The sequence below is a fragment of the Mesorhizobium sp. M0062 genome (assembly GCF_040323125.1).
In the GTDB taxonomy this organism is placed as follows: domain Bacteria; phylum Pseudomonadota; class Alphaproteobacteria; order Rhizobiales; family Rhizobiaceae; genus Mesorhizobium.
In genome coordinates this window covers 75,873-100,714 of the sequence record NZ_JAMYUO010000022.1, presented here as the reverse complement: position 1 = coordinate 100,714, position 24,842 = coordinate 75,873, and the positions used below count along the sequence as shown (strand labels likewise).

The window sequence follows — 24,842 nt, the reverse complement described above, 5'->3', positions numbered from 1 at the left end:
AGGAATTGGGCCAGCCGCATAGGTCTCCGCTCGGCCATAGTCCGGCCAATGACCTGGTCCGGCAAGTGGCTTGTGCAGTCACGGAAGCGGGCCTAAGTTTATCCGATGAGCAGAGCTTTTACCCGCGAGGAAGACAGCGAAAACGCCATTGCCGGCATCGGCGAGCGGCCGATCAGCCAACACCGCAATCTGGTGACGGAGCGCGGCCTGGCGATGATCGAGGACAATCTGGCCGATCTGCGCGACATTTTGGCGAAAGCCGAGCGAAAAGCCGATCGCGAGCGCATTGCCGTCGTCTCGCGCGACCTGCGCTACTGGACAGCGCGCCGCGAAAGCGCCGAGCTTTCCGTGCCGGAACCGGGCAGCGACCAGGTGCGCTTCGGCATGGGTGTCACGCTGGAAAGCGATGACGGCAAGAAAGTGCACTGGAAGATCGTCGGCGAGGACGAGGCCGACCCCTCAAAGGGCAGCATCTCACACGTCTCGCCAATGGCCGTGGCGCTGTTCGGCAAGAAGGTCGGCGACGTCGCAAGCGTCAACGGCAAGGAATGGGAAATCGTCAAGCTGTCGGACGCCTGACGCCAGCTCACCCTATTTGCACAGCCAGCTTTCGCAACGCGGGCTCATACTTGTCCATGACACCGCGAGCAGCAAGCATTTGCCGTTCGACGTCGTCACACGGCACCGGCCTTAGGATGATGCCGTCGTCGGTTTCGATGATCTGGAGTTCATCGCCCACCTGCAGGCCCAAGCTGTCGAGCGTTTCCCGCGGCAGGATTACAACGCCCGATCCGTCCTCAAGTCCGTGAATGATGGTGTTCATAGCTATACCATAGGTTGCGCCCGATATTGTAACGCAACTTTGATAAGCAGTGCAACTGTTTCAATCAGCCCGCCAGCAGCCGGTCCAGCAACCGATCCGCAGCCTCCGGGATAACCGTCCCTGGCGGGAAGATTTCCGCGGCACCCGCTTCCAGCATTGCGCCGTAATCCTGCGGCGGGATGACGCCGCCGGCGACGATCAGCATGTCGCTGCGGCCGAGCTTCTTCAGCGCGTCGCGTAGTTCGGGGATCAGCGTCAGGTGCCCCGCCGCCAGCGATGAGGCGCCGATGACATGGACGTCCTGCGCCACCGCCAGCCTGGCGATCTCGTCGGGTGTCTGGAACATCGCGCCGACCGTGACGTCGAAGCCGAGATCGGCGAAGGCCGTGGCGATCACCTTCTGGCCACGGTCGTGGCCGTCCTGTCCCATCTTTGCGACCAGGATGCGCGGCTTGCCGCCGGACTTCTTCTCGAAAGCTTCGAGCTTCTCCAGCAATCGGTCGACCGTCAGATTGTCGCCAAGCGCATTGCGATAAACGCCGGAGATCGTTTGCACCGAGGCGACGTGACGGCCAAAGACCTTTTCGAGCGCCAGCGAGATCTCGCCGACCGTGGCATTGGCGCGCGCGGCGCGGATGGCAAATTCCAGCAGGTTTTCGTTACCCTGCGCAGCGCGGGTCAGCGCATCGAGCGCGCTCTCGACCGCGCCGACATTGCGCGTGCCTTTCAGGTTCTGCAGCTTCGACAATTGCCGGGCCTTGACCTCGGCATTGTCGATCTTCAGCACGTCGACGTCGATGTCGTTCTCGGGGCGATGCGCGTTTACGCCAACCAGTATCTGCTCGCCGGAATCGATACGCGCCTGCGTGCGCGCCGCCGCTTCCTCGATGCGCAGTTTTGGAATGCCCTGTTCGGTTGCCGCCGCCATGCCGCCAAGCGCCTCGACCTCTTCGATATGGGCGAGCGCACGCGCCGCCAGATCATGCGTCAGCCGTTCAATATAGGCCGAGCCGCCCCACGGATCGATGATGCGGGTGGTGCCGGATTCCTTCTGCAGGATCAGCTGCGTGTTGCGGGCGATGCGCGCGGAGTGGTCGGTCGGCAGCGCCATCGCCTCGTCGAACGAGTTGGTGTGCAGCGACTGGGTATGTCCCTGCGTCGCCGCCATCGCCTCGATCATGGTGCGGGTGATGTTGTTGTAGGGGTCCTGCGCCGTCAGCGACCAGCCGGAGGTCTGGCAATGGGTGCGCAGCGACAGCGAGCGTTCATCCTTCGGTGCAAAATTCTTCTGCATCAGGGTCGCCCACAACAGGCGCGCCGCGCGGAGCTTGGCGATCTCCATGAAGAAGTTCATGCCGACCGCCCAGAAGAAGGAAAGCCGCGGGGCGAAACGGTCGATATCGAGCCCGGCGGCGACGCCGGCGCGGGCATATTCGATGCCGTCGGCGATGGTGTAGGCGAGCTCCAGGTCCGCGGTCGCGCCGGCCTCCTGCATGTGATAGCCGGAGATCGAGATCGAATTGAACTTCGGCATGTGCTGGGAGGTATAGGAGAAGATGTCAGACACGATCCGCATCGAGGGCTTCGGCGGATAGATGTAGGTGTTGCGGACCATGAACTCCTTCAGAATGTCGTTCTGAATGGTGCCGGCGAGATCCTTCTGAGCAACGCCCTGTTCTTCGGCCGCGACGATATAGAGCGCCATGATCGGCAGCACCGCGCCGTTCATGGTCATCGACACCGTCATCTCGCCCAGCGGAATGCCGTCGAACAATTGCCGCATGTCGAGGATGGAATCGATGGCCACGCCCGCCATGCCGACATCGCCGGCAACGCGCGGATGGTCGCTGTCATAGCCGCGATGGGTGGGCAGATCGAAAGCGACCGAAAGGCCCTTTTGGCCGGCGGCGAGATTGCGCCGGTAGAAGGCGTTGGATTCCTCGGCCGTCGAGAAGCCGGCATATTGCCGGATCGTCCACGGCTGCTGGACATACATGGTCGGGTAGGGACCGCGCACGAAGGGCGGCATTCCCGGATAGGTGTCGAGATGCGGAAGCCCCTTGAGATCGCCCTGGCCGTAGAGATGCCTGACGGCGATGCCTTCCGGCGTCAGCCGCTGGCCCTTGACCTCGACCGGCGCGCGCCGTGGCGCCGACCAGCCAATATGGCTGAAATCCGGGATCACTGTGCGGCTCCGATTGCCTGGTCGATGCGGACCGGAAACAGCGCCTCGCACACCGCCACGCCCTCTGTGAAAGGCGGCCGCCGCTCAGCCGCCAGCGTCTCGACCGGGGCATCGTTTTTCAGCGGGTAAAGCGTGGTGCCGATGATTACCCGTTCACCCGACCGGTAGGCCTCGGCGCGGCGCTCGGATGCTGCCGTGACGCGCTTCTGGATATGCCCTTGCTGCAGGCTTGCCAGAACGCCGCCTTCCGCTTCGATCCGCTGGAACTCTTCCCACGCCGCTTCGCACAGGCCCAGGGTCAGCGCCTCGACTGCGCCCGACCCCAAGGCTGGGTCGGCGACATGGTCGACATGGCTTTCATTGGCCATGATCAACTGCGCATTGCGGGCGATGCGGCGGGCAAAGCCGGCCGGCAGCCCGTGGGCGATGGTGTGTGGCAGGGTGGAGATCGAGTCCGCGCCGCCTGCTGCCGCTGCAAAGCTGGCAATGGTGGTGCGCAGGATGTTGGTTTCGGCATCCGCCGCCGTCATCATGCGGAACGACGTCTCGGCATGGATGTTGGCTGTCGATGCCGGGATGGAACAGGTTTCCTGGATACGTGCCCACAGCCTGCGCAAGGCCCGGACCTTGGCCATGGACAGGAACTGGTTCTGGTCGACGCTCAGCGCAAAGCCGATATGGGGAGCGGCATAGACAAGCGGCTGGCGCGCATCCTCGAACATCCTGAGGTAGGACACGGCGGAAGCGAGCATGGTGCCGAGTTCCTGCGCCTCCGTGGCGCCGGCATTGTGGAACACCCGCCCGTCTGCCTCCAGCAGCACACCCGGCACGCCCAGCGAGAAGAAATGCGCCAGCGATTGCGGCATCGATGCCTGCAACGCCTCGATCGACATGCGCAGCCGGCCGGTTCCGGCAAAGATTGCCGCCGGGTCGATGCCGAAGGAGAGGTTCAGCTTTGCCGGGTCGGAGCGGCGCTTGCTCAGGAACGCTACCAGCCAGTCGGCAACGGCACGGCTCCAGGGATGGGCGTCGATGCGGATCTGCGTGCGGTTTAGCGGTACGCCGTCCAGCACCGTCTCCAGCGCCTGCGCCGTCCTCGGCAGGCCATAGCCGAACGCATTCGGAGCACCCTCGAAGACAAGCGACAATCCCGTCGCGCCTTGTGCCACATCGTCCAGGGCCTGCGTCTTGGCGCGGCCGATATCGGGATCGTCAATGCGCTGGCTGACAATCCAGGGCAATTTGGGGTTGGCGCGCACAAGCGGCTCGGCGCCGCCGGCGCGATCGTAGAGCGGTTCGATGCGAATCTGATCGTCGGTATGCGAGACCAGTTTTTCCTCGAAGGAGGCGCCGGCGAGCGCCTTTTCGGCCAAGGCCAGCCAACGCTGGCGCTCGACGTCAGCGGGTTCGATGCTCCTGGTCAAGGCTCCGGCGCCCATCCATGTTCCTCGTTTTTATGCGGCCGCACCAGCGTCAGCCGTCCAGTCTACGGTTCCCTGCCAGATATCGCAATGCAATGCGCTTGCGCGGTTGGGATTCGCTTCCCTGACATAGGGCAGCCTGCGTGGACGAACCATGGAACGATTGCCAAACAGCGGCAAAATCCGCAAGTTCCAAAAACCGATTTGGAGGATTGGTTCAATTTAGACGATTGGCCCAATCTGGATGAATAGCCAACTGGATGGATAGCCCAATTGGAGAATAGCATTGTCGCTGCGCAATGGCCTGACTATACCCTGCGGCACGGCCACAGGCTTTTAACACATCAGTTTGCGGAGACATGGTCATATGGCTGACGACACCAGCATTTTCCTCGGCGCCAGCCGCAAGCCCGACGACAGCTATCAGCGCGCCGAACAGCTCTTGCTGCAATATGGGAACCGCCATGGCCTGATCACCGGCGCCACCGGCACCGGCAAGACAGTCAGCCTGCAGATCCTGGCCGAGGGGTTTTCCAATGCCGGCGTGCCTGTGTTCTGCGCCGATATCAAGGGCGACCTGTCCGGCATTGCCATGATGGGCAAGGCGCAGGATTTCCTGGTCAAGCGGGCCGAGCAGGTCAAGCTCGACCCTTACGACTTCCAGGAATTCCCGGTCATCTTCTGGGACCTGTTCGGCGAGCAGGGCCATCCGATCCGCGCCACCGTCTCGGAAATGGGGCCGCTGCTTCTGTCGCGGCTGATGAACCTCTCCGAAGCGCAGGAAGGCATCATGAACATCGCCTTCCGCATCGCCGATGAGGATGGCCTGCTGCTGCTCGACATGAAGGATCTGCAAGCGCTGCTGGCCAACATCGCAGCGCGCGCCGAAGAGATCAGCTCGCGCTACGGCAATGTCACCAAGCCGTCGGTCGGCGCAATCCAGCGCACGCTTCTGGTGCTGGAACAGCAGGGCGCGGCGCATTTCTTCGGCGAACCGGCTTTGCGCATCGCCGACATCATGCGCACCACCCGCGACGGCCGCGGCGCCATCAGCGTGCTCGCTGCCGACAGGCTGATGATGAACCCCAGGCTCTACGCCACCTTCCTGCTCTGGCTGATGTCGGAACTGTTCGAGCAATTGCCCGAGGTCGGCGATCCCGAAAAGCCGAAGCTGGTGTTCTTCTTCGACGAGGCGCATCTGCTTTTCGACGAGGCGCCGAAGGTGCTGATCGACCGCGTCGAGCAGGTGGTTCGCTTGATCCGTTCGAAAGGCGTCGGCGTCTATTTCGTCACGCAGAACCCTTTGGACATCCCTGAAAAGGTTCTCGCCCAGCTCGGCAACCGTGTGCAGCACGCGCTGCGCGCCTATACGCCGCGTGAGCAGCAGGCGGTCAAGACCGCCGCCGACACCTTCCGGCCCAATCCCGATTTCGACTGCGCCACCGCCATCACCCAGCTCGGCACCGGCGAGGCGCTGGTCTCGACGCTGGAGGTCAAGGGCGTGCCGTCCATGGTGCAGCGGACATTGATCCGGCCGCCGTCGTCCAGGCTTGGCCCGATCACGGCGGACGAGCGCCGCAAGCTGATCGACCAGAGCCCGGTCGCCGGCCAGTACGACCAGACCATCGACCGCGAATCGGCCTTCGAGATGCTGCAGAAGAAAGCCAAGGATGCGCAGGACGAGCAGGCGCAGCAGACCGACAGCGGGCGCTCGCGCTGGACCATTCCGGGCTTCGGCAATGACGATCCGCCGCCGCAGCAATCAGGCGATCGCCGGGCCCCTGCACCACGGCCGTCCAACCGCCACACGGTGGCCGAAGCCGCGATCAAAGCGGTGGTGCGCTCGGTCGGCTCGTCGGTCGGCCGCGCGATCGTGCGCGGGATTCTGGGCAGCCTGTCCAGGGGGCGGTGAAAAGTGTCAGCCAGCCCGCCTCGGACATGATCAGCGGCCAAAATATCGCTATTGACGGCGGTTGGTAGGGATGGCCGGCCTCCTGGAACTGCGCGACGACAGCGCCCGTCTGGTCCTGGCGCCGCAAAAGGGCGCGGCGATCGCCCGCTTCGACGCACTGGTCTGCGGCGCAACGGTGCCGCTGCTCCGCCCCGACGATGGCACCGGCGCCTCCGGCTGCCAGCTTCTGGTTCCCTGGTCGAACCGCATCTCAGGCGGCGGTTTCGCCTTCGACGGCCGCTTCCATGCGATCGAGCCGAACGTGCCGGGGGAGGCCTTTCCAATCCATGGCGACGGCTTCCAGAGGGAGTGGCGGATTGCCAGCCACAGCGCCACCGAGGCAGAACTGGTCCTCGACGCCGGTGAAATCGGCCCCTACCGATATACGGCGCGGGTCGCCTATGCGCTGCATGACGGGGCCTTGGATGCCACGCTCACGGTGGAGAATCGCACCGGCATTCGCCTGCCTTACGGGCTCGGCTTTCATCCGTGGTTCCCGCGCAGCGCCGGAACGACGCTCGAGGCGAAGGCGGCGCGGGTCTGGCTGGAGGACAAGCATCATCTGCCGGTCGGCGTGGCGCCGGTGGCCGATTACCCCGCGTGGAATTTCTCGAACGCCTCCCTGTTGCCGCGGAGCTGGGTCAACAACGCCTTCGACGGCTGGGACCGCCGCGCCAGGATCACCCGGCCCGAGGACAGGATCGCTATCTCGCTCACCGCCTCGCCATTGCTCGACGTCTTCATCCTCTATTCGCCGTCACAGGATGCCGATTTCTTCTGCTTCGAGCCGGTGTCGCATACCGTCGATGCGCATCACGGCAAAGGGCTGACCCCGCTTGAGCACGGCGCTACGCTGAGTGCAAACATGCGCCTCGATTGGCGTTCCGCTGCTTCGCTCTGATGCGTCATGTGCACACCCACTCGCGGATCTTGCATTTTTGTCCGTTCCGCTCGCACGCCTGCAGTGTCAGGTCTTCGGCATCCCGGCGTGTTTGCGCCGTCTCGGCGCCCCAACTGGTCAGCCGCCCTTCCGGCTTCTCGCCTACGGCGAGGGCGCCGCAATGCTTGTAGGGAAAGCCGGTATTGTCGTCATCGTCCCAATGGCGATGATTGCGGAATACGCTGACCACGGCGCAGCTGCCGCCGCCGGCGTTCTGGCAATGCTTCAGCGCGATGTCCATCGCCTCCTGCCGCTTGTCGGCGCCCCAAAAGAAGCCGTGCTTCTCGTCGGGGCTCGAATAGGCGATCGCCGCCCAGATGCCTCTCTCCTCCTGGGCCGGCGGCTCGGGCACGTCCGCCGCCGGGGCTAGGTCCGCCGCGCCCAGCCGCCCGGCGCAAAGCAACAGCATGCCGACCGCCGCAATAGCGGAATTAACCCTCATTGTACGCCTCCTTGTTTTCCTGCTGCCGAGGCCACGGAAATGACGACGCAGCTGTTGCCGGTTGGCAGCAGCATCGCGTTGCCCCCTCCATTGGCCAGTTCATAGACGCTGATTTGTCCAAGATTGTTGGCGAGCTTGCTGTCTTTCGGAAGCAGGGCCGGAACATCGGCGCAATTGGCCGCGAATGGCGCCACCCTGACCATCGTACCTTCGCAAACGGATGCGGTGGGTGCCGCGAACACCAGACCTGCCGCCGGGCCGCTGTAGCCCTGTGTGGCGTAGTTCATGCCGACCAGGGCTTCCACGAGGTGTTTGTCGGGGGCCTCGTTGTTCCAGATCGACTGGACGCTGTACGTCGTGCCGGTTGTCAGCATCTGCCCAAGGGCTGGGAAAATGTTGGAACAAGACTGCAAGCCTGCCTCTTTGGCGTGTTGCAGAAATGGCGTCTCGGCCAGGGCCGGATTGGGCTGGTTGGTCTCCGCGACCGCCGGCTGCGGCAATAAATTGTGGAGCAGGTCGTAGCGCATGGCCGCGAAGCCGGCCGTGGCGACGACGGCAATGGCGAGCAACGAGAAGACAGCGGTCCTCGCGCGATTTCGTTGCGGTCTGCTCCGGTCTTCGATGCCGACCCGGACAGCATCCTTTCCCTGGTTGCGGGCCATTATCCGGTCATGGATCGATTGCTGGTTCATCGCGATTGCCTCGTCAATTGATCGCCGCAACGGCCGCGGCCAAGCCCTTGAGGGTCGCGGTTACGTTGATCGTTCTGCCATCCGTGGTCGGAAAGGAGATGACGGATGCCGCGGCCTTCGAAATCTGTTCGCGCATGATCGGACCAACCGGCAGCATGCCGACGCAGACGGCCTGATTGCATCCGTCGAGTTGAATTTTTATCGGCTCCTTGCGCCCCTCGAATGTCAGCGAGACAGGAGCGTCGCTCTTGGCGATCGGCGGGGCGCGCAAGATCATGTAGGGGTTGCCTTCCTTGGTGGCGGCAAGCGACCAGCTGAACGCAACCTGTCCTGCCTGGTCCTCGATGATCTGGGTGACATTGCAGACCTTTTGGCGCGCCTTCAGGTTCTCGTCGCAGATCAGCGTCCAGTTCTCGAAAGGACGGGTGGTCCGTTGATATTCGCCAAGCTTCGCATCCGCAGGGATCGCTACGTCGGAAGGTTTTACCCTGTAGCCGGAAGGGATCGCTTCCTGCCCGGCCGCTAACGAGCCGGACAGGAGCATTGACGTCATGGATATCGCGACAGCAAGGACTGCCTGCCTGATCATGGCCGGGCTCTAGTTCAGCGTAAGGCTGACGCCCGCGCCGACACCCCAGTGTCCGCCTGCCGTCGTACCGGACAGGTTCGCTCGAACACGTCCTTCCTCGCTGGTGTAGCCGGCGCCGAAGGCCAGGGCGCCTTCACCGCGCCAATAGCCTCCGCCGGCGGCCACGCTCAGCTTGCCGGGACGATCGTCGTAGCGCAGCGAGCCGGCCGCCAAGCCGATTGCCGCAGCCTGGCGCGCCTCGCCCCTGACCTCTCCCATGTCCATGTTGAGCTGGCTGAGTTTGGAGTCCGCATACGCATTGGCTTGCTGCAGCGTGGTGGCCGCCACCTGGTTGGTGTAGTTCTTCGAATTGTCCAGGTTGAGTGCTAACCCGCTGTTGAACTGCTGAACATTGACCGCATCGGTGTTGGCAACGCCCGGCCCGACATTGTGGATGACCACCGGCGTGTTCGGGTCGCCGCCGGCAAGGGTAATCGAGTTGGACTTGTTGCCGTTCCCGTCCTTGTCGTACTGGACGGCGAACTGATTCAGGTCGCCGACGCTACCCTGCATGGCTTCGACCGCCTGGTTGGTGGCGAAGAGCTGGCTGCCGTTGATGGCGTCGGTGGAGGTGCCGCTGATCCGGCCCGCCGCGACATTGGTGACGGTGCGCTCGTTGCCGACGGTGCCGACGCTGACCGTGCTCGTCGGAGCTGTTCCGGCGAAGGTATAGGCAACGCCGTTGATCGTTGTGCCGGTGGTGGCGACCGCCGCCGCCGTCGTCGAGCCCGCGCCGAGCGCGACGCTGCCCGGCTCGTTGGCCTTTGCGCCGGCGCCGAGCGCCACCGCCTGCGCTCCGTTGGTGGTCGCGTTGGTGCCGAGGGCGATGCTGTCGGCCTGGTTGACCGTCGAATTCTGGCCGATCGCGATGCCTCCCGGCGCCGTCTGCTGCACGATGGCGCCATTGCCGATGCCGATGCCGTTGTCGCCATTGACGGTGGTGCGCGGACCGACCGCAACCGAATCGACGCCGACCGCAAGCGAATCCGCGGCCGTCGAATTGGCGTGGAAGTACAGGCTCCCCGTCACCGCGAACGAGCTCAGCGCGCCCTTCAACTGGCGAAGCGTGACCGCGTCCTGGTCCTGCGTCCCGTCGGCCACGTTGATGATCTGGCGATAGGAGGTGGAGGTGCCGACCGAGACGGCGCCGAGCAGGCTCATGTCCGCGGTGTTGTAGGGAATGAGGCCGGTGCCGGAGAGGATCGATCCCGATACGGGCGCGACCGCCCGATCCGAAACCGAGCCGGCGCCGAGCGCCACGCCGCCGATGACGCTGGCCTGGGTGTCGCGGCCGAGCGCCAGCGCATTGTCGGCGCTCGCGGTCGCCTGGTAGCCCAGGGCGGAAGAGCCGATCCCTTGCGCGAAGGAGTCCGCGACGGCAAGCGTCCTGTCGTTGGTGCGCACATAGCGGATGCCGTCGCCATTGGCGTCGGTGTAGGCCAGCGAGGTGTCGCCGGTAATAGTGCTGATCGAATTGCCGAGATTGGTGATGTCAGCAGTATTGGCGGCGATATCGGTGGTGTTCTGCGTCACCTGTTGGTTGGTCGCAAACAGCTGCGAGCCGTTGACCGCATCGGTCGAGGAGCCGCTCAACTGCCCGGCCGCGACATTCTGGATCTGGCGTTCCGCGCCCACCGAGCCGACCGAAAACGCTCCCGCCGGCGTGGTTCCGGCGAAGGTGTAGGCAACGCCGCCGATCGTGGTGCCGCCGACCGCCGTGGTCGCGGTCGACACCGCATTCGCGCCGATCGCCACGTCGCCGGCATTGTTGGCCACGGCATTCGGGCCGATGGCAACGGAATCCGTCCCCAGCGCCTGCGAATCCGCCAGCGTCGAATTGGCGTGGAAATACTTGATGCCGCCGCCCGTGCTGATGCTGTTGATCGTGTTGCCGAGATTGGTGATGTCGGCGGTGTTGGCGGCGATGTCGGTCGTATTCTGCGTCACCTGCTGGTTGGTGGCGAAGAGCTGCGAGCCGTTGATCGCGTCGGTCGACGAATTGCTGAGCCGCCCCGCCGCGACATTGGTGATGGTGCGTTCCGCGCCGACCGCGCCGACGCTGACGGTGCTTGCCGGCGTCGTGCCGGCGAAGTTGTAGGCGACGCCGCCGATCGTCGTGCCGGCGGTGCCGACCGCCGCGGCGGTTACCGAGCCCGAGCCGAGCGCCACGTCGCCGGCGTTGCTGGCGTTGGCGAGGGCGCCCAGCGCGATTGCATTCTGGGCGCCGGCATTCGCTCCTACGCCGAGAGCGGTTGCCTGAAAGCCGGTCGCAAACGCGTTCTGTCCGATCGCGGTGCTGGACGTGGCAGTAGCATTGGCGTTGGCGCCGACCGCGGTGCTGTATTGGCCCGAAGCCTTGGATATGTATCCCATAGCCGTTGCGTCAAGCGCCGATGCGACGGCGCCGCTGCCAATGGCCGAGGCGTTGGCATTGGAGGCGCTCGAATTGACACCCGCCGCGATGGCGTTCGTCCCCGTCGCGGTGGAGACCGGTCCGATGGCGACGGAGTCCGTGCCCGTTGCCAACGAATCCGCCGCCGTCGAGTTGGCATGGAAATACTTGATGCCGCCGCCGGTGCTGATGCTGTTGATCGTGTTGCCGAGATTGGTGATGTCGGCGGTGTTGGCGGCGATCGCCGCCGTGTTCTGCGTCACCTGCTGGTTGGTCGCAAACAGCTGCGAGCCGTTGATCGCGTCGGTCGACGAGTTGCTGAGCCGGCCCGCCGCGACATTGGTGATGGTCCGCTCCGCGCCGAGCGCGCCGACGCTGACAGTGCTCGTCGGCGTCGTGCCGGCGAAGCTGTAGGCCGTGCCGCCGATCGTCGCGCCGCTGGTGCCGACCGCCGTCGCGGTCACCGAGCCCGAACCGAGCGCTACGTCGCCGGAGCTTGCCGTCGCCGTCGCGCCGTTGCCCAGCGCGACATTGCCGGCAAGGCCGGCTGCACCCGCCGTCGAGCCATTGCCCAGCGCCACGGAGCCTTGCCCGACGGCCTTGTTGTTGTTGCCGATGGCAACCGCGCCTGCGGCCTGGTTTGCGGCTGTGGCGGTTGCCGTGCCGTCGCTGTTGGCGATGTTGTTGGCGCCGCCGGTGAAGGCGCCGGTGCCGCTGGCATAGCTCGGATCGCCGATGGAGACCGCGCCGTTGCCGTAAGCCGTGTTGCCGGCGCCAATGGCGACAGCCTTGCCGCCCGTGGCCGTCGCGGCCGTGCCGATGGCAACCGCGTCGGCGGAATTGGCGACCGCAGCATTACCGATCGCCACGGCGTTGGTGGCACTGGCCTTGGAGCCGATGCCGAGCGCGGTGCTGGCAATCCCGCTAGCGGCGGCGCTGACACCGGCGGCAAGAGAATTGTCTCCCGTCGCATTCGCGCCGGACCCGAATGAGGAGGCGTTCGCGCCGCTGGCGACAGCCGTGTTGCCGATCGCTGTGCTGGCGGAGCCACTCGCAACCGAGGTAGCACCCATCGCCGTGGCGAAAGCGCCCGAAGAGAGCGAATTGGTACCGATCGCGATGCTGTTGGGCACAGCCGTGTTGGCCTGAACGCCCGCCTGCGCGCCCGTGCCGAATGCGATGGACTGGTTGCCCCATGCACTGGCTCCTCTACCCACCGCTGCGGCGTTCGTTCCCGTTGCTTTGGTCAGGACGCCAATGGCAAGGGCGTTTTGCTGATTTGCTGTGACATCCGTGCCAAGGGCGATGGCGCCTTGGGCCAAGGCCCCTGACCCCGCAACGGTGCGCGCGCCGATATTGATAGAGTTGATATCGGACGCGACCGACTGGAAGCCTATCGCGATGGCGTTTTGACTGCCTGCATTGGCGTTGGTACCTTGGGCAAGGGAATCGATTCCGCTCTGGGTTGCTTGATATCCAAGCGCCATACCGCGCAGGCCACTAGCACTGGACTGATAGCCCATGGCGTATGCGTATTGGGCGCTGGCTACCGACCCGTAGCCAGTGGCGAACGCATAATTGTTGCTGGCCGTGGCGCCGACACCGACCGCGGTGGAGTTCGATCCCGAAGCGTGGGAGTTTGTGCCCAGTGCGCTGGCCCCGGCCGCAGTGGCGTCGGACTGAACGCCAATGGCTACCGTATTGATGTTGTTTGAAATCGCGCCGCCGCCGATCGCCACCGCGCCGCCGGTGCCTGTGGCCTGCGCATCCTGGCCGATTGCCACTGCGTATTGCGTTGACCCGACAGACCGGGTCCCGATCGCAACAGCATTGAGCTGAGAGGCCGTCGCGGCCGGGCCGATAGCGACTGAGCCACTGGCCGTCGCGGTGCCGCCGCCGGCGGCATACTGCGCGGACGCCGGGGTGGCGATGCTCCCGAATGCGATTGCACCCAGCGCCGCTGCCGCAATTCTGCCGCTGCCCAGCGTGCCAAGCCCCAGACATTTGCGTCGCATGCCGAGCACGCGGCACGCGTTGCGCAGCACCGCCATCAGGCGGCGCCGCACCGAGCGGCTGTCGGCCGCGCCCGCGATCCAGTTTCCGACAAAGCTTGAAGAAAGTTCGATCCTTCTCCGCCCCTCGACGCGTTTGGTCATGCTAGTTTTTCCTCGCAATTGCCGAGGCGCTCTGATGTGCCGCACCATTCGCCTCGGTGGCCAAAAAATCTTCGAAATTGCGCGTCTTCTCCCGCAACGAGAGACCGACCTTCGCGCCTTGTTTTTCAATCAGCTGATAGGCGCTCGCGACCCATGGCTGCGTCGGTTCTGGAACCGCATGCAGTGCAGCCTCCGTCCGTTCCGGCGGCAGGTTTACCGCCACCAGCGCGCGGCAGAGATCGAAATGAAATCCCGGATCGCCTTCACCACAAGCCGGAGAGGTCAGTCCAAGCACGAAACAGGCCAGGAGATGGTCGAGTTCCGCAGCGCTGATCCGGCTGGCGTATTGGCGTTGCAGTGCAGCCCAGGCCGCTTCGGCCTTAGGCGCGAAGACCTCGATTTCCGCGAATTGAATGTCCATGGGACAATCCGACATGCTGTATCATCTGGTTGCTCCCCCGCCCCAAATGACTTCAATCGCGACCATGAGCACATTCGCGGTGCAGGTATTTTGGAATAATCCGGAATCTTTGTAGGAAAATCCGGTATTTGGTCCCTGCGCGACAACTGTGACTGCTCTGCCACACAACCTTCGACTATACTGAAGATCAATCGAGGTATCGCCGCGGACAATCATGCGCGCCGCAACAGTCGTTAACGTTGCAGCTTCACCTGCCTGGGGGTTCTGTTCCGGTATCTGGACATGGTGACTGTCAAGTGGCTCTGGTCCGAGAATCCACTGAGATGAGCGACTTCCGCAATCGACAGGTCGCTCTCGATGAGAAGTTTTTCGGCGAAATCGAGACGCAGCCGCAGCAGGTATTTGTGCGGCGGCTCGCCAAAGGTCTTGGTGAATGCCAGGATGAAATGGCTCGGCGAAAGGCCACAGAGTGCGGCCAGCTCGGCCACCGCGATTTTGCTGGAAAAATTTACCTCCAGGAATTCGCGCACCCGCCGGGCGCTGCGGTTCGACAGACCGCCCTTTGGGGCTTGTGGCAACTTTCGCGCTCCTGCGTAGTTCCGAAGCAAATGGACGCCGAACATGGTGACCAACGAATCGATATAGAACTCGTTTGGAGTTTCCCGATCCGTCAGTTCCGCCTTCAGCAACTGCGCGAGTTGCAGCGCTTGGAAGTCGACGGTCCCGTACGGCGGCGGCTGAAGCTCGGCATGGCCGGTGTCGAATTCACGCGTTGCCAGCTCGAAGAGACTCTCGGGGGTGAGCGCCACGATTACGCTTTCCGTGGTGGATGACCGAGTCACCTTGCCGCCGAGGTCGGCTGGGACGATCATGATCATGCCGACGTCGCCGTCGTATTCGTGGACTTTGTCGCTGCCCAGCGATGCCGCAATCCCTGGTGAGGGTGTAAGCAGAACCGAAGCGAAATGTTCCGCCGCTTTGAATGTGTGTGATCCCGGCCCATGAACGACATGTGCCGCGCCGCCTCGAAACGTGACCAGGTAGCGCCCCGCGCTTTCCGGAATTCCGTCGAAGATGCGACGATCCGCGCGCCGCCGCTCTGTCCCGGCGCTTTCCTGGACGTTGCCTCTATGTTGCATCTTCGTCTCTGCCACTGCTGCGCCGATCAATCCAATCCTGTGCTGTATCGAGGCGCCCAGAATTCACGTTTGCTCCTGGGCGTTCCTTCGAATCCTACAGATGCTGCTTTATATTGCAAAGAAGAATTTGAGCTCAAATGAAAATTTTACCAGGATTTTGACTATAAATTTACAGGTTTGAATTTTTAGCCAAGGCTACCTGACTATTTTCCGATCTTATCTTACCGTTTTGCCTAGTTATTGTGCATAGTGTGCCGTCGCAATCCAGCGTTGTATTCCGAATATAGACCGCGCGGCCATTGACAGAGCTGGTCGACTATCTGTCATTGCCACGGACGATCCGGCAGCAGTTATCGCCCGAATCATGGCTTCTTTCCCTTGTGCTTCTTCATGGCGGTGGCCAAATGGCCTTGATCCGAAAATCCCGCGAGGTAGGCGACTTCGGCGATGGCGACCCTCCGGGAGCGATCCAGGGCTGCGGACAGAGCATATCCCGCTCCCCCGCATGGTTGCTCTTCTGGGATTGGCATTTTCGGGGATTATGTCCGAGGGCGTGCCGATCGACCCGATCGGCGCCTGCGCTGCGTTCCTGAACCTCGCCCGCATTTTTCATTCAGCCTTGCCTCAGCCGCTTTGCCAGCCCATCGAAATTCCGTGCCGTGCAAACAGCCAACCCGGAAATCCGGACGGTAATTTGTATCCCCCATAGTCCTGCCCAAAGGCAGCGTAGCGCATCCCGCGGATAGAAAAAACATTGTAAGTGAAGAAAAAAGTTCGCGCGAGAAAAACATGGCCTGGCTTGGCCGGCGCTACGGAATTATCCGGCTCACGCAGGCCTGCTAAAGATCGCCTCGGCGTTTCTCGTACAGATCCCAGGACAGCTCGACCATGGCCAGAAGAACGTCTTCCTGGCTCCACCCGGCGGCAACCGCCGCCTCGACAATTCCGCGGACGAGCGGCAGCAATTGGCGCTCGCATTCGGCCGACAGGTTGGCCTCGGCGCCGTCGGCAGGCGGACTATCGAAATCAAATCCCACCATCGGCGTTCCCCCGCCATCAATGATCTAATGAAATGTATGTCTCTGCAATCATACTCCCGTCTAATATACATCAATCGGTAACGAAACACAGCAGCGTCGAGATTGACAGGGCATGGCCGCCCCGATTGCAGCGGCTCCATGGTTCGTCTGGACGTCTTTTTTGGCCTCCTGTTGCCGGCATTGCACATCTTGGATGCGAACCCCAGGCATTCGCGTAAAGCTATCGGGATCCTGGCGAGCTTTGCCGCATGGAGCGGAACCTGCCGCTTCATGGCATCGATGAAGTCGATCAGGTCACCGGGCCGAGCAGGACCGAGCCATCCGGCACCCCGCCATCGATCGGGATGGCTCTGCGGTTTGCGCTCGCCGCCATCGGCTGGCCGATGTCGGACGTCACGATGACCGGGCTCTTCGACGGCACGCGGTCGTAGAGGTCGATGATGTCCTGATTTATCAGGCGCACGCAGCCTGACGAGACGGATTTGCCGATCGAGTTCCATTCCGGCGAGCCATGCAGGCGGTAGAGCGTGTCGACGTTGTCGTGGAACAGGTAGAGCGCGCGGGCGCCGAGCGGGTTCTTGAGGCCGCCGGGCATGCCGCCGTTCTTGGCGCTGTATTCTTCCAGTTCAGGCTGGCGGGCAACCATCTCATCGGGCGGCGTCCATTTCGGCCATTTCTGCTTCCACTGGACGACGGCGTCTCCCGACCATTCGAAGCCGGCGCGGCCGAGGCCGACGCCGTAACGGATCGCCTGGCCGCCTTCGCGCACCAGATAGAGGAAATGGTTGGTCGTATCGACGATGATGGTGCCTGGCCGCTGGCCGGTCGGGTCGGGTACGATCTGGCGCAGGAACTGCGGGTCCATCTTCTTGATCGGGATCGCTGGGAGATCGAACCCGCTGTCGGAAATCGGGCCGTACATCGTCGCATAGTCGCCGAGCGGCGGCTCGTCATAGGTCGGCGGTGGCGGTTCGACCGGCGCCGGCGCCGGTCCGGTGGTGGTGCAGGCGGAGACCGCAATCGAAGCGGCGCCGAGGGCTGCAGCATTCAGAAAGCCGCGACGGCTCAGGCGATAGGGGTCGATTTCGGTCTTCAACATGGTTGCCTTTTTTAAGTCTCGAATCGCAAGAAAGCGTGAATGCCTTCAAGCGGCGCAGTGGTCGGCCTCCCCCAATGCCTGACGCGATAGGCGGTTCCGATTCTGGCCTGAGGGTGGACAAACAAAGGCGAAGCTGTGACCGCCCTGCCACTGTTGCTCGAAGGCAACAGAGTGATCAGCCGCCGGTCAGCAGGCCTTCAAGCGACGGCAGGATCAGCGCCGGCGGGAAATCCCGGTATTCCTCGGGCTGGTTGGCGCGGTTGATCCATACGGTGCGAAAGCCGAATTTGGTGGCGCCGGCGACGTCCCAGCGGTTGGACGACTGGAACGAGACGGCGCCCGGATAGAGTCGCCAGCCCGTCGCCACCATGTCGTAGGTCGACGGGTCGGTCTTGAAGCGCCTGACGGCGTCGACCGAAAAGATATCGTCCAGCACCTGGTCGAGGGCGGCCGACTTGACCGCCGCTTCCAGCATCTCGGGCGAGCCGTTGGACAGGATCGCGAGCTTGGCGCCGGATGCTTTCAGCGCCTTGAGCACGGCCGGCACTTCCGGATAGCAGTCGAGCCGCCAATAGGCTTCGAGCAGCTTGGCCTTCAGGCCCTTGTCGGCGGAGGGAACCTTGAGCAGGGCGAAATCGAGCGCCTGTTCGGTGAGCTGCCAGAAATCGGCATAGCCGCCCATCAGCGTGCGCACCCAGGAATATTCCAGCTGCTTGGCGCGCCAGATTTCCGAAAGCAGCGGGCCGTCGGGGCCGATCTCGCCGTCATGACGGCGCACGGCTGCGTGCACGTCGAACAACGTGCCATAGGCGTCGAAAACGTAAGCCGCGTAATGCATGGCGACAGTTTTGAGGGCAGGCGGCGCAAGGTGCAAGCATCGATTGTGGTCTTGATCGCTTTCTTGGGGCGCTCTGGCCTCAACAAAAACCGCTCCATGCCGGTTGACGGCGCCGGTCAAAGCATCTTCCAATGCTTGGCACAGGCAGCTTTGAAGCGGAACCGAACAATGACACTGGCGACTGCGGCGCTATCGGCGACATGGACCTTCGTCGACGGCGACTGGTACGAAGGCAACGTCGCCATCCTTGGGCCGCGCAGCCACGCCATGTGGCTCGGCACCAGCGTCTTCGACGGCGCCCGCTGGTTCGAAGGCGTCGCCCCCGATCTCGAACTGCATGCCGCCAGAGTGAACGCCTCGGCGATCGCGCTCGGCCTCACGCCATCGATGAACGTCGACCAGATCGTCGGCCTGACCTGGGACGGGCTGAAGAAGTTCGACGGCAAGACAGCGGTCTACATCAGGCCGATGTACTGGGCCGAGCATGGCGGCTATATGGGCGTGCCGGCCGATCCGGCCTCGACCCGTTTCTGCCTCTGCCTTTACGAATCGCCGATGATCTCGCCGACCGGCTTTTCGATCACCGTGTCGCCGTTCCGGCGGCCGACCATCGAGACCATGCCGACCAATGCCAAGGCCGGCTGCCTCTATCCCAACAATGGCCGCGCCATTCTCGAAGCCAAGGGACGCGGCTTCGACAATGCGCTGGTGCTGGACATGCTGGGCAATGTCGCCGAGACCGGAACCTCGAACATCTTCCTGGTCAAGGACAGCCACGTGTTGACGCCGGCGCCCAACGGCACCTTCCTGTCCGGCATCACCCGCTCGCGCACCATGACGCTGCTTGGCGATTACGGCTTCAAGACCACGGAGAAGATGCTGTCGGTGCGCGACTTTCTTGAAGCCGACGAGATATTTTCGACCGGAAATCATTCCAAGGTCGTGCCGATCACCCGCATCGAGGACCGCGATCTGCAGCCCGGGCCGGTGGCCAAGAAAGCGCGGGACCTTTATTGGGAATGGGCGCATTCGACTTCCGCCGGTTGAGCCGCTAAAAGGCAATTGGCGCTTCATTCCGGAGTTGTTCCAGATCAATGCAGCCCTATCTTAATCCGGTATCCGCACCGGATTTTTCCATGAGGAGTATGACCGATGGCTTTTGAATTGCCCGCCTTGCCCTACGACTACGAGGCCTTGCAGCCTTACATGTCGAAGGAGACGCTGGAGTATCACCACGACAAGCACCACAAGGCCTATGTCGACAACGGCAACAAGCTGGCCGCCGAAGCGGGCCTTGGCGATCTGTCGGTCGAAGAGGTGGTCAAACAGTCGTTCGGCAAGAATGCCGGCCTCTTCAACAACGCAGCCCAGCACTACAACCACATCCATTTCTGGAAGTGGATGAAGAAGGGCGGCGGCGGCAACAAGCTTCCGGGCGCCCTGCAGAAGGCTTTCGACGCGGATCTCGGCGGGTACGACAAGTTCAAGGCCGACTTCATCGCCGCTGGCACCACGCAGTTCGGCTCGGGCTGGGCCTGGGTCTCGGTGAAGGACGGCAAGCTGGCAATATCCAAGACGCCGAACGGCGAGAACCCGCTCGTCCATGGCGCATCGCCGATCCTCGGCGTCGATGTCTGGGAACATTCCTATTACATCGACTACCGCAACGCGCGGCCGAAATATCTCGAGGCCTTCGTCGACAGCCTCATCAACTGGGACCATGTCCTTGAAATGTACGAAGAGGCGAAAGCCTGATCGACCCAGAGAAGCCCCGGTACTCCGGGGCTTTTCTTTCTCAGCTGAAGCAGCAGGCACACAAAATTCGGCAGAATCCGGCCGGCGGACAGGGAATAATCCCGGCCCGCCCTCCGTTAACGTTAGGTCGCGACCCCTCATCATCCTGGAGCCAATTGAATGAGAAAGCTTGTTATCGCCATCTCTATGCTCAGCCTCGCCGCCTCGGCGGCTTTTGCCGACCCGATCCTCGACCGACAGGGACTGATGAAGGAACGAGGCAAGATCGTCGGCGGCCTGTCAAAAATCGCCAAGGGCGAGGCAGACTTCGATGCCGCCGCCGTGCTGACGGCGCTGCAGGCGCTGCAAGTCAATGCCGAGAAGTTCGATGTCGACACGCTGTTCCCGGCCGGCAGCGACAGCGGTGATACCACCGCCTCGCCCAAAATCTGGAAAGACATGGCGGGCTTCAAATCGACCGAAGACAAGTACCTCGCCGACGTCAAGGCCGCAGTCGCCGCCGCCCCCGCCGATGTCGATGCGTTGAAGGCGCAGATCGATACGCTCGGCAGTGATTGCGGCACCTGCCACAAGACCTATCGGGTGAAGAAGAGCTGATCCCGGGCAATGCCCTTGTGGAAAAAATTTGTCGGCGCCGCCCTTGTCCTGGGTGTCGTCGGTGCCGGCGCCGGCTGGCTGTTGTCGGCGCCGGTCAAGCTCGACACTGACACCCTGGCGCAGCTCGGCCCCGGCGACGCCGCCAGGGGCAAGCGCATTTTCAATGCCGGCGGCTGCACCTCCTGTCACGCCAAGCCAGGCTCGCAGGGTGACGCCCGTTTGCAACTGGTCGGCGGCCTCGAGCTCAAGACGCCGTTCGGCACCTTCGTGCCGCCCAACATCTCGCAGGATCCCAAGGACGGCATCGGCGCCTGGACGGTCGAGGACCTTGCCAACGCCATGCTGAAGGGCGTGTCGCCGTCGGGCGAGCATTTCTATCCGGCCTTCCCCTACACATCCTACGCCCGCATGAAGCCGGCTGATATTGCCGATCTCTATGCGTTCCTGAAGACGCTGCCGGCGGTCGCCGGCAAGGCGCCGGACAATTCCCTGAGTTTCCCCTTCAACATCCGCCGCGGCCTCGGCCTGTGGAAGCGGCTCTATCTCAGCAAAGAGCCGGTGATTGCCTTTGCCGATGGCACGCCTGATCCGGTACTCGCCGGCCGCTATCTGGTCGAGGGGCCTGGCCATTGCGGCGAATGCCACACGCCGCGCGACTTCACCGGCGCCACCAGGAAGAGCCAGTGGCTGGCTGGCGCGTCGGCAGCCGAAGGCAACGGCGTCGTGCCGAACATCACATCGGGCGAGGGCGGGCTCGGTGACTGGTCGGAAGCCGACATCGCCAACTATCTCGAAACCGGTTTTACCCCCGATTTCGACTCGGTAGGCGGCGCCATGGTCGACGTGCAGCGCAACATGGCCGAACTGCCGCCGGGAGATCGCGCGGCAATAGCCGCCTATCTCAAGGCGGTGCCGCCGCATCCCAACGGCTACCCGGTGCGCAGCAAGCCGGCCAAGTGATCCCGGCTACAGGTGGCCATCTACAGGTGGCGATCGCCGAGGAAGTCGAAGCCCGTCTCGAAGAAATGGCTGTAATTGCAGGTCAGTTCCTCGCCGGGTGCGATGTCGCGCAAGGCATAGGTTTCCTCGGGCGAGGAGACATCGCAATTCGGTTCGTCGTCATGGTTCATGTAGCGGGCGTCGTCGGCTTCGAAGACGATGTAGTTCGGATCCCGGCGGTCTGGATAGGAATAACGGTCGAGATAGTTCTTCACCGGGCCGCTCTCGCCTTCATAGGTCTCGACGTCGATGATCCGGTCGAATCTGGGGTCGAGCTTCCAGACCAGCGTGCCCTTGGCAATGTGGTTCCTGGCGAAAACCCCGATGCCCTGGATCGGTGATTTCTCGAGATAGGTGTCGACGAGCAACATAGTGGCCCCTTTGCGTATGTCATGGTCTGGAAGGTGGCGCGCATTGGGTAGCGCGCAGCCATTGCAAATGCGAGTGAAAATGAGCAGCCCGGAATTCAAAAAGTGACGACCGGCGCGCCTCGACGGGCGCGCCTGTCGCTTCGACATCAGCGCTGCTGCAAGGCCAGACGGACGCCTAACGCGCAGTAGATGCCGCCAACCACCTTGCCTTGCCATTTCACCACCGACGGATTGCGGCGCAGGAACGTGCCGAGCCGGCCCGCACTCACGGCAAAGACGACTGTGCTGAAAAGGCCGAGCAGAACAAAGATTATGCCCAGCGTCATCAGCTGGAGCATCACCGATCCGTTTTCAGGCCGCACGAACTGGGGCAGGAAGGCGAGGAAGAAAAGCGCCGTCTTTGGGTTAAGCACTTCGGTCAGGACAGCTTGACGAAACGCCTTGCTGGCGGAGATCGCGAGTGCGCCGGCAGTAGGGTCGGCCGGTATTCTCTCGATGATTGCGCGGATGCCGAGGTAAACGAGATACGCCGCGCCGATGTATTTTACGACGCTGAACAGCGTTGCCGAAGTGGCGATGATCGCCGAAATGCCGACCATCGCCATGATGGTATGGAACACATCGCCAGCCGCGACGCCCGCGCCCGTCGCGACGCCAACCCTGGTTCCGGAACTCGTCGCTCGCGCGACCGTCAAAAGCGTGGCTGGGCCTGGAATAAACACAAAGCCAAGCACAACCGCTATGTAAGCCGTCAAGGTGGATAGATCGATCATTGCGACGCCTCCGTTGCATTCTCAGCCTTGCCCGTAACCTCGGGTTCGGGCTTGGCCGTAACCTTGAGCGCGAAGGAGTAGGTATAGGCGATCTCCTCCAGCCTTGAAAAGCGGCCGGAGGCGCCGGCATGGCCGGAATCCATGTTGATCTTGAACAGCACCGGATTGTCGCCGCTCTTGCGCTCGCGCAGCCGCGCCACCCATTTGGCCGGCTCCCAATAGGTGACGCGCGGATCGGTGAGGCCGGCCAGCGCCAGTATCGGCGGGTAGTCGTGATCGGCGACATTGTCATAGGGTGAGTAGGCGGCGATCGTTTGGTAATCTTCCGCCGACGCGATCGGGTTGCCCCATTCCGGCCACTCCGGCGGCGTCAGCGGCAAGCTTGCGTCGAGCATCGTGGTCAGCACGTCGACAAAGGGGACCTCGGCAACGATGGCGCCGAAATTTTGCGGCGCCATGTTGGCGATCGCACCCATCAGCATGCCGCCGGCCGAGCCGCCTTGCGCGACGATGCGGTCGTGTTGGGTGTAACGCTCGGCGACGAGATGCTGCGCGACGGCGATGAAATCGGTGAACGTGTTCATCTTGTGCGCCCGCTTGCCGTCGTCATACCAGCCATAGCCCTTGTCCTTGCCGCCGCGGACATGGGCGATGGCAAAGACAAAGCCACGGTCGACCAGCGAGAACCAGTTGGTGTTGAACGCCGCCGGGATGGCAATGCCGTAAGAGCCGTAGCCGTAAAGCAGGCACGGCGCGGAGCCATCGAGCGGCGTGTCGCGGTGATGCAGGAGCGAGACCGGCACCAGTTCGCCATCGGCGGCCGGCGCCATCAGCCGGCGCGTGACATAATGATCCGGATTGTGACCGGACGGCACTTCCTGGGTCTTCAGCAGCACACGCTCGCGGCTGCGCATATTGTAGTCGAAGACCTGCGCCGGGGTCGTCATCGACGAATAGGTGAAGCGCATGATCTCGGTGTCGTATTCATAGGACCCCGACAGGCCGAGCGAGAACGCCTCTTCGTCGAACGAGATCAGATGCTCCTCGCCGCTGCGGCGATCGCGCACGACGATGCGCGGCAGCCCTTCCTTGCGTTCGAGCCTGACCATATGATCCCTGAAGCCGACCACCGACAGGATCAGCCGGCCTGGCTCGTGCGCCACCAGCTCTTCCCAGTTGGCGCGAACCGGGTCATCAGCCGGCGCCGTCATGATCTTGAAGTCCTTGGCGCCGTCGGCATTGGTGAGGATGAAGAAGATGTCGCCGCCTTCTTCCAGATCATATTGCAGGCCGGTCTCGCGCTTTGCCACCAGCTTTGGCTCGGCGAAAGGCTCATCGGCGCGCATCAGGTGATATTCCGAGGTTTCGTGATCGTTGATCCCGATCATGATCCATTCGTTGGAGCGCGTGCCGCCGACATCCATGAAGAAGCCGGGATCGGTTTCCTCATAGATCAGCCGGTCATTAAGGGGGCTGCCGCCGAGCGCGTGGAACAGCACCTTGGACGGACGATGATTGTCGTCGAGCCTTGTGTAGAAGAAACCGTCATCGGCGGCATTCCAGACGCCGCCACCACTGGTGGCCTCGATCTGGTCGCTCAGTTCCTTGCCGCTGGTGAGATCGCGCACGCGAAGTGTGAAGAATTCAGAGCCCTTGTCGTCGAACGCCCACAACAGCTTGCGGTGATCGGCCGAATGGTCGACGCCGCCGAGGCGGAAATAGGGCTTGCCCTCGGCTTCCGCGTCGCCATCGAGCAGGATCTGCTCATCGCCGCCATCGCGCGGCATGCGGAAATAGCGGGGCTGTTCGCCGCCAAGCTTGAAGGATGAGCCGTAAGCATAGGGGCCATCCTTCATCGGCACCGTCGAATCATCTTCCTTGATGCGCCCCTTCATCTCGCCGAACAGCTGCTTCCGAAGCTCTAGCGTATCGGCCATAAGCACTGCTTGATGGGCGTTTTCGGCTTCGAGATGGGCGCGGATGCGGCCCTCAAGCAGGGAAGGGTCCCTGAACATCGCCTGCCAGTTCTCGGCCCTCAGCCAGGCATAGTCATCTGTGCGGGTAATGCCGTGATGCGTGTCGAAGACGGGGTGTTTCTCGGGGCTCGGCGGGCTCGCGGTCGGAAAAGCTGAGGTTTTGGTCATTGCGTCTCACTGAAGAAATTACTTGAATGGCAAATG

General features: G+C 63.0%; 22 protein-coding genes. 7 read left to right on the top strand and 15 right to left on the bottom strand.

Annotation, left to right across the window (positions count from 1 at the left end; translation table 11 throughout):
* Positions 1–105 precede the first annotated feature (105 nt).
* Positions 106–579: a transcription elongation factor GreA gene (greA, locus tag NKJ64_RS23045; RefSeq protein WP_023670749.1), complete on the top strand. Its 474-nt coding sequence runs from the start codon at positions 106–108 to the stop codon at positions 577–579.
* A gap of 7 nt (positions 580–586) precedes the next feature.
* Here the strand turns inward: greA and NKJ64_RS23040 are convergent, their stop codons facing one another.
* From NKJ64_RS23040 to NKJ64_RS23030, 3 genes are all read right to left on the bottom strand, one after another.
* Entirely contained in the window at positions 587–823 is a 237-nt protein-coding gene (locus NKJ64_RS23040; protein ID WP_023754815.1) for an AbrB/MazE/SpoVT family DNA-binding domain-containing protein, read from the bottom strand.
* Positions 824–887: 64 nt separating this feature from the next.
* A complete protein-coding gene (gene scpA, locus NKJ64_RS23035) occupies positions 888–3,008 on the bottom strand; it encodes a methylmalonyl-CoA mutase (protein WP_352463412.1) in 2,121 nt (706 codons plus the stop codon).
* Complete coding sequence (locus NKJ64_RS23030; protein WP_023829083.1) at positions 3,005–4,447, bottom strand: methylmalonyl-CoA mutase subunit beta; 1,443 nt, start codon at positions 4,445–4,447, stop codon at positions 3,005–3,007. Before NKJ64_RS23030 ends, scpA begins: the two co-directional genes overlap by 4 nt.
* A gap of 349 nt (positions 4,448–4,796) precedes the next feature.
* On the opposite strand from NKJ64_RS23030, the gene NKJ64_RS23025 reads away from it, so the two are divergent.
* Positions 4,797–6,341 carry a helicase HerA-like C-terminal domain-containing protein gene (locus NKJ64_RS23025; RefSeq protein ID WP_023829082.1) on the top strand — a complete coding sequence of 515 codons (1,545 nt, stop codon included), beginning with the start codon at positions 4,797–4,799 and terminating at the stop codon, positions 6,339–6,341.
* Between the two features lie 70 nt (positions 6,342–6,411).
* The gene (locus tag NKJ64_RS23020) at positions 6,412–7,281 is read left to right on the top strand and encodes an aldose 1-epimerase (RefSeq protein WP_023742672.1); all 870 of its coding nucleotides are present in this window, start codon (positions 6,412–6,414) and stop codon (positions 7,279–7,281) included.
* A gap of 4 nt (positions 7,282–7,285) precedes the next feature.
* Here NKJ64_RS23020 and NKJ64_RS23015 read toward each other — a convergent pair whose 3' ends face one another.
* From NKJ64_RS23015 to NKJ64_RS22975, 9 genes are all read right to left on the bottom strand, one after another.
* Complete coding sequence (locus NKJ64_RS23015; protein ID WP_023684561.1) at positions 7,286–7,762, bottom strand: DUF4189 domain-containing protein; 477 nt, start codon at positions 7,760–7,762, stop codon at positions 7,286–7,288.
* Entirely contained in the window at positions 7,759–8,454 is a 696-nt protein-coding gene (locus tag NKJ64_RS23010) for a hypothetical protein (protein WP_023735546.1), read from the bottom strand. The genes NKJ64_RS23015 and NKJ64_RS23010 overlap by 4 nt, the downstream gene beginning before the upstream one ends.
* A 13-nt stretch (positions 8,455–8,467) precedes the next feature.
* Complete coding sequence (locus NKJ64_RS23005) at positions 8,468–9,043, bottom strand: invasion associated locus B family protein (protein WP_023829081.1); 576 nt, start codon at positions 9,041–9,043, stop codon at positions 8,468–8,470.
* A gap of 9 nt (positions 9,044–9,052) precedes the next feature.
* On the bottom strand, positions 9,053–13,630 hold the full coding sequence (locus NKJ64_RS23000; protein ID WP_352463411.1) for a YadA-like family protein: 4,578 nt from the start codon (positions 13,628–13,630) through the stop codon (positions 9,053–9,055).
* 1 nt (position 13,631) lies between these two features.
* Entirely contained in the window at positions 13,632–14,051 is a 420-nt protein-coding gene (locus NKJ64_RS22995) for a hypothetical protein (RefSeq protein ID WP_023673694.1), read from the bottom strand.
* Between the two features lie 233 nt (positions 14,052–14,284).
* Positions 14,285–15,220 carry a helix-turn-helix domain-containing protein gene (locus NKJ64_RS22990; protein ID WP_306413643.1) on the bottom strand — a complete coding sequence of 312 codons (936 nt, stop codon included), beginning with the start codon at positions 15,218–15,220 and terminating at the stop codon, positions 14,285–14,287.
* Positions 15,221–16,029: 809 nt separating this feature from the next.
* On the bottom strand, positions 16,030–16,230 hold the full coding sequence (locus NKJ64_RS22985; protein ID WP_023684556.1) for a hypothetical protein: 201 nt from the start codon (positions 16,228–16,230) through the stop codon (positions 16,030–16,032).
* A 289-nt stretch (positions 16,231–16,519) separates the two neighbouring features.
* Positions 16,520–17,329 (bottom strand): L,D-transpeptidase, encoded by an 810-nt coding sequence (locus NKJ64_RS22980; RefSeq protein ID WP_352463410.1) that lies wholly within the window; start codon positions 17,327–17,329, stop codon positions 16,520–16,522.
* Positions 17,330–17,504: 175 nt separating this feature from the next.
* Complete coding sequence (locus tag NKJ64_RS22975; protein WP_023673689.1) at positions 17,505–18,167, bottom strand: haloacid dehalogenase type II; 663 nt, start codon at positions 18,165–18,167, stop codon at positions 17,505–17,507.
* A gap of 168 nt (positions 18,168–18,335) precedes the next feature.
* On the opposite strand from NKJ64_RS22975, the gene NKJ64_RS22970 reads away from it, so the two are divergent.
* From NKJ64_RS22970 to NKJ64_RS22955, 4 genes are all read left to right on the top strand, one after another.
* Positions 18,336–19,214 carry a branched-chain amino acid aminotransferase gene (locus tag NKJ64_RS22970; protein ID WP_023732041.1) on the top strand — a complete coding sequence of 293 codons (879 nt, stop codon included), beginning with the start codon at positions 18,336–18,338 and terminating at the stop codon, positions 19,212–19,214.
* Between the two features lie 105 nt (positions 19,215–19,319).
* Positions 19,320–19,922, top strand: coding sequence for a superoxide dismutase (locus NKJ64_RS22965; RefSeq protein ID WP_023673687.1), 603 nt, complete (start codon positions 19,320–19,322; stop codon positions 19,920–19,922).
* A gap of 159 nt (positions 19,923–20,081) precedes the next feature.
* Positions 20,082–20,519 carry a c-type cytochrome gene (locus NKJ64_RS22960; protein WP_023684552.1) on the top strand — a complete coding sequence of 146 codons (438 nt, stop codon included), beginning with the start codon at positions 20,082–20,084 and terminating at the stop codon, positions 20,517–20,519.
* Between the two features lie 9 nt (positions 20,520–20,528).
* Positions 20,529–21,479 carry a cytochrome c gene (locus NKJ64_RS22955; RefSeq protein ID WP_352463409.1) on the top strand — a complete coding sequence of 317 codons (951 nt, stop codon included), beginning with the start codon at positions 20,529–20,531 and terminating at the stop codon, positions 21,477–21,479.
* Positions 21,480–21,499: 20 nt separating this feature from the next.
* Here the strand turns inward: NKJ64_RS22955 and NKJ64_RS22950 are convergent, their stop codons facing one another.
* The 3 genes from NKJ64_RS22950 to NKJ64_RS22940 form a co-directional block, all read right to left on the bottom strand.
* Positions 21,500–21,889 (bottom strand): SET domain-containing protein, encoded by a 390-nt coding sequence (locus NKJ64_RS22950; RefSeq protein WP_023673684.1) that lies wholly within the window; start codon positions 21,887–21,889, stop codon positions 21,500–21,502.
* 146 nt (positions 21,890–22,035) lie between these two features.
* Complete coding sequence (locus NKJ64_RS22945) at positions 22,036–22,662, bottom strand: LysE family translocator (RefSeq protein ID WP_023692796.1); 627 nt, start codon at positions 22,660–22,662, stop codon at positions 22,036–22,038.
* Entirely contained in the window at positions 22,659–24,806 is a 2,148-nt protein-coding gene (locus NKJ64_RS22940) for a S9 family peptidase (RefSeq protein ID WP_023747499.1), read from the bottom strand. Before NKJ64_RS22940 ends, NKJ64_RS22945 begins: the two co-directional genes overlap by 4 nt.
* Positions 24,807–24,842 lie beyond the last annotated feature (36 nt).

Coding starts and splice junctions, on each gene's coding strand:
- NKJ64_RS23015 (WP_023684561.1), bottom strand. CDS start 7,762: ATGAGGGTTAATTCCGCTATTGCGGCGGTCGGCATGCTGTTGCTTTGC.
- NKJ64_RS22975 (WP_023673689.1), bottom strand. CDS start 18,167: ATGCATTACGCGGCTTACGTTTTCGACGCCTATGGCACGTTGTTCGAC.
- NKJ64_RS22960 (WP_023684552.1), top strand. CDS start 20,082: ATGAGAAAGCTTGTTATCGCCATCTCTATGCTCAGCCTCGCCGCCTCG.
- NKJ64_RS23010 (WP_023735546.1), bottom strand. CDS start 8,454: ATGAACCAGCAATCGATCCATGACCGGATAATGGCCCGCAACCAGGGA.
- NKJ64_RS22985 (WP_023684556.1), bottom strand. CDS start 16,230: ATGGTGGGATTTGATTTCGATAGTCCGCCTGCCGACGGCGCCGAGGCC.
- NKJ64_RS23005 (WP_023829081.1), bottom strand. CDS start 9,043: ATGATCAGGCAGGCAGTCCTTGCTGTCGCGATATCCATGACGTCAATG.
- NKJ64_RS22965 (WP_023673687.1), top strand. CDS start 19,320: ATGGCTTTTGAATTGCCCGCCTTGCCCTACGACTACGAGGCCTTGCAG.
- NKJ64_RS22950 (WP_023673684.1), bottom strand. CDS start 21,889: ATGTTGCTCGTCGACACCTATCTCGAGAAATCACCGATCCAGGGCATC.
- NKJ64_RS22980 (WP_352463410.1), bottom strand. CDS start 17,329: ATGTTGAAGACCGAAATCGACCCCTATCGCCTGAGCCGTCGCGGCTTT.
- NKJ64_RS23025 (WP_023829082.1), top strand. CDS start 4,797: ATGGCTGACGACACCAGCATTTTCCTCGGCGCCAGCCGCAAGCCCGAC.
- NKJ64_RS22995 (WP_023673694.1), bottom strand. CDS start 14,051: ATGGACATTCAATTCGCGGAAATCGAGGTCTTCGCGCCTAAGGCCGAA.
- NKJ64_RS22940 (WP_023747499.1), bottom strand. CDS start 24,806: ATGACCAAAACCTCAGCTTTTCCGACCGCGAGCCCGCCGAGCCCCGAG.
- NKJ64_RS23030 (WP_023829083.1), bottom strand. CDS start 4,447: ATGGGCGCCGGAGCCTTGACCAGGAGCATCGAACCCGCTGACGTCGAG.
- NKJ64_RS22945 (WP_023692796.1), bottom strand. CDS start 22,662: ATGATCGATCTATCCACCTTGACGGCTTACATAGCGGTTGTGCTTGGC.
- greA (WP_023670749.1), top strand. CDS start 106: ATGAGCAGAGCTTTTACCCGCGAGGAAGACAGCGAAAACGCCATTGCC.
- NKJ64_RS23020 (WP_023742672.1), top strand. CDS start 6,412: ATGGCCGGCCTCCTGGAACTGCGCGACGACAGCGCCCGTCTGGTCCTG.
- NKJ64_RS22955 (WP_352463409.1), top strand. CDS start 20,529: ATGCCCTTGTGGAAAAAATTTGTCGGCGCCGCCCTTGTCCTGGGTGTC.
- NKJ64_RS22970 (WP_023732041.1), top strand. CDS start 18,336: ATGACACTGGCGACTGCGGCGCTATCGGCGACATGGACCTTCGTCGAC.
- NKJ64_RS23040 (WP_023754815.1), bottom strand. CDS start 823: ATGAACACCATCATTCACGGACTTGAGGACGGATCGGGCGTTGTAATC.
- NKJ64_RS23000 (WP_352463411.1), bottom strand. CDS start 13,630: ATGACCAAACGCGTCGAGGGGCGGAGAAGGATCGAACTTTCTTCAAGC.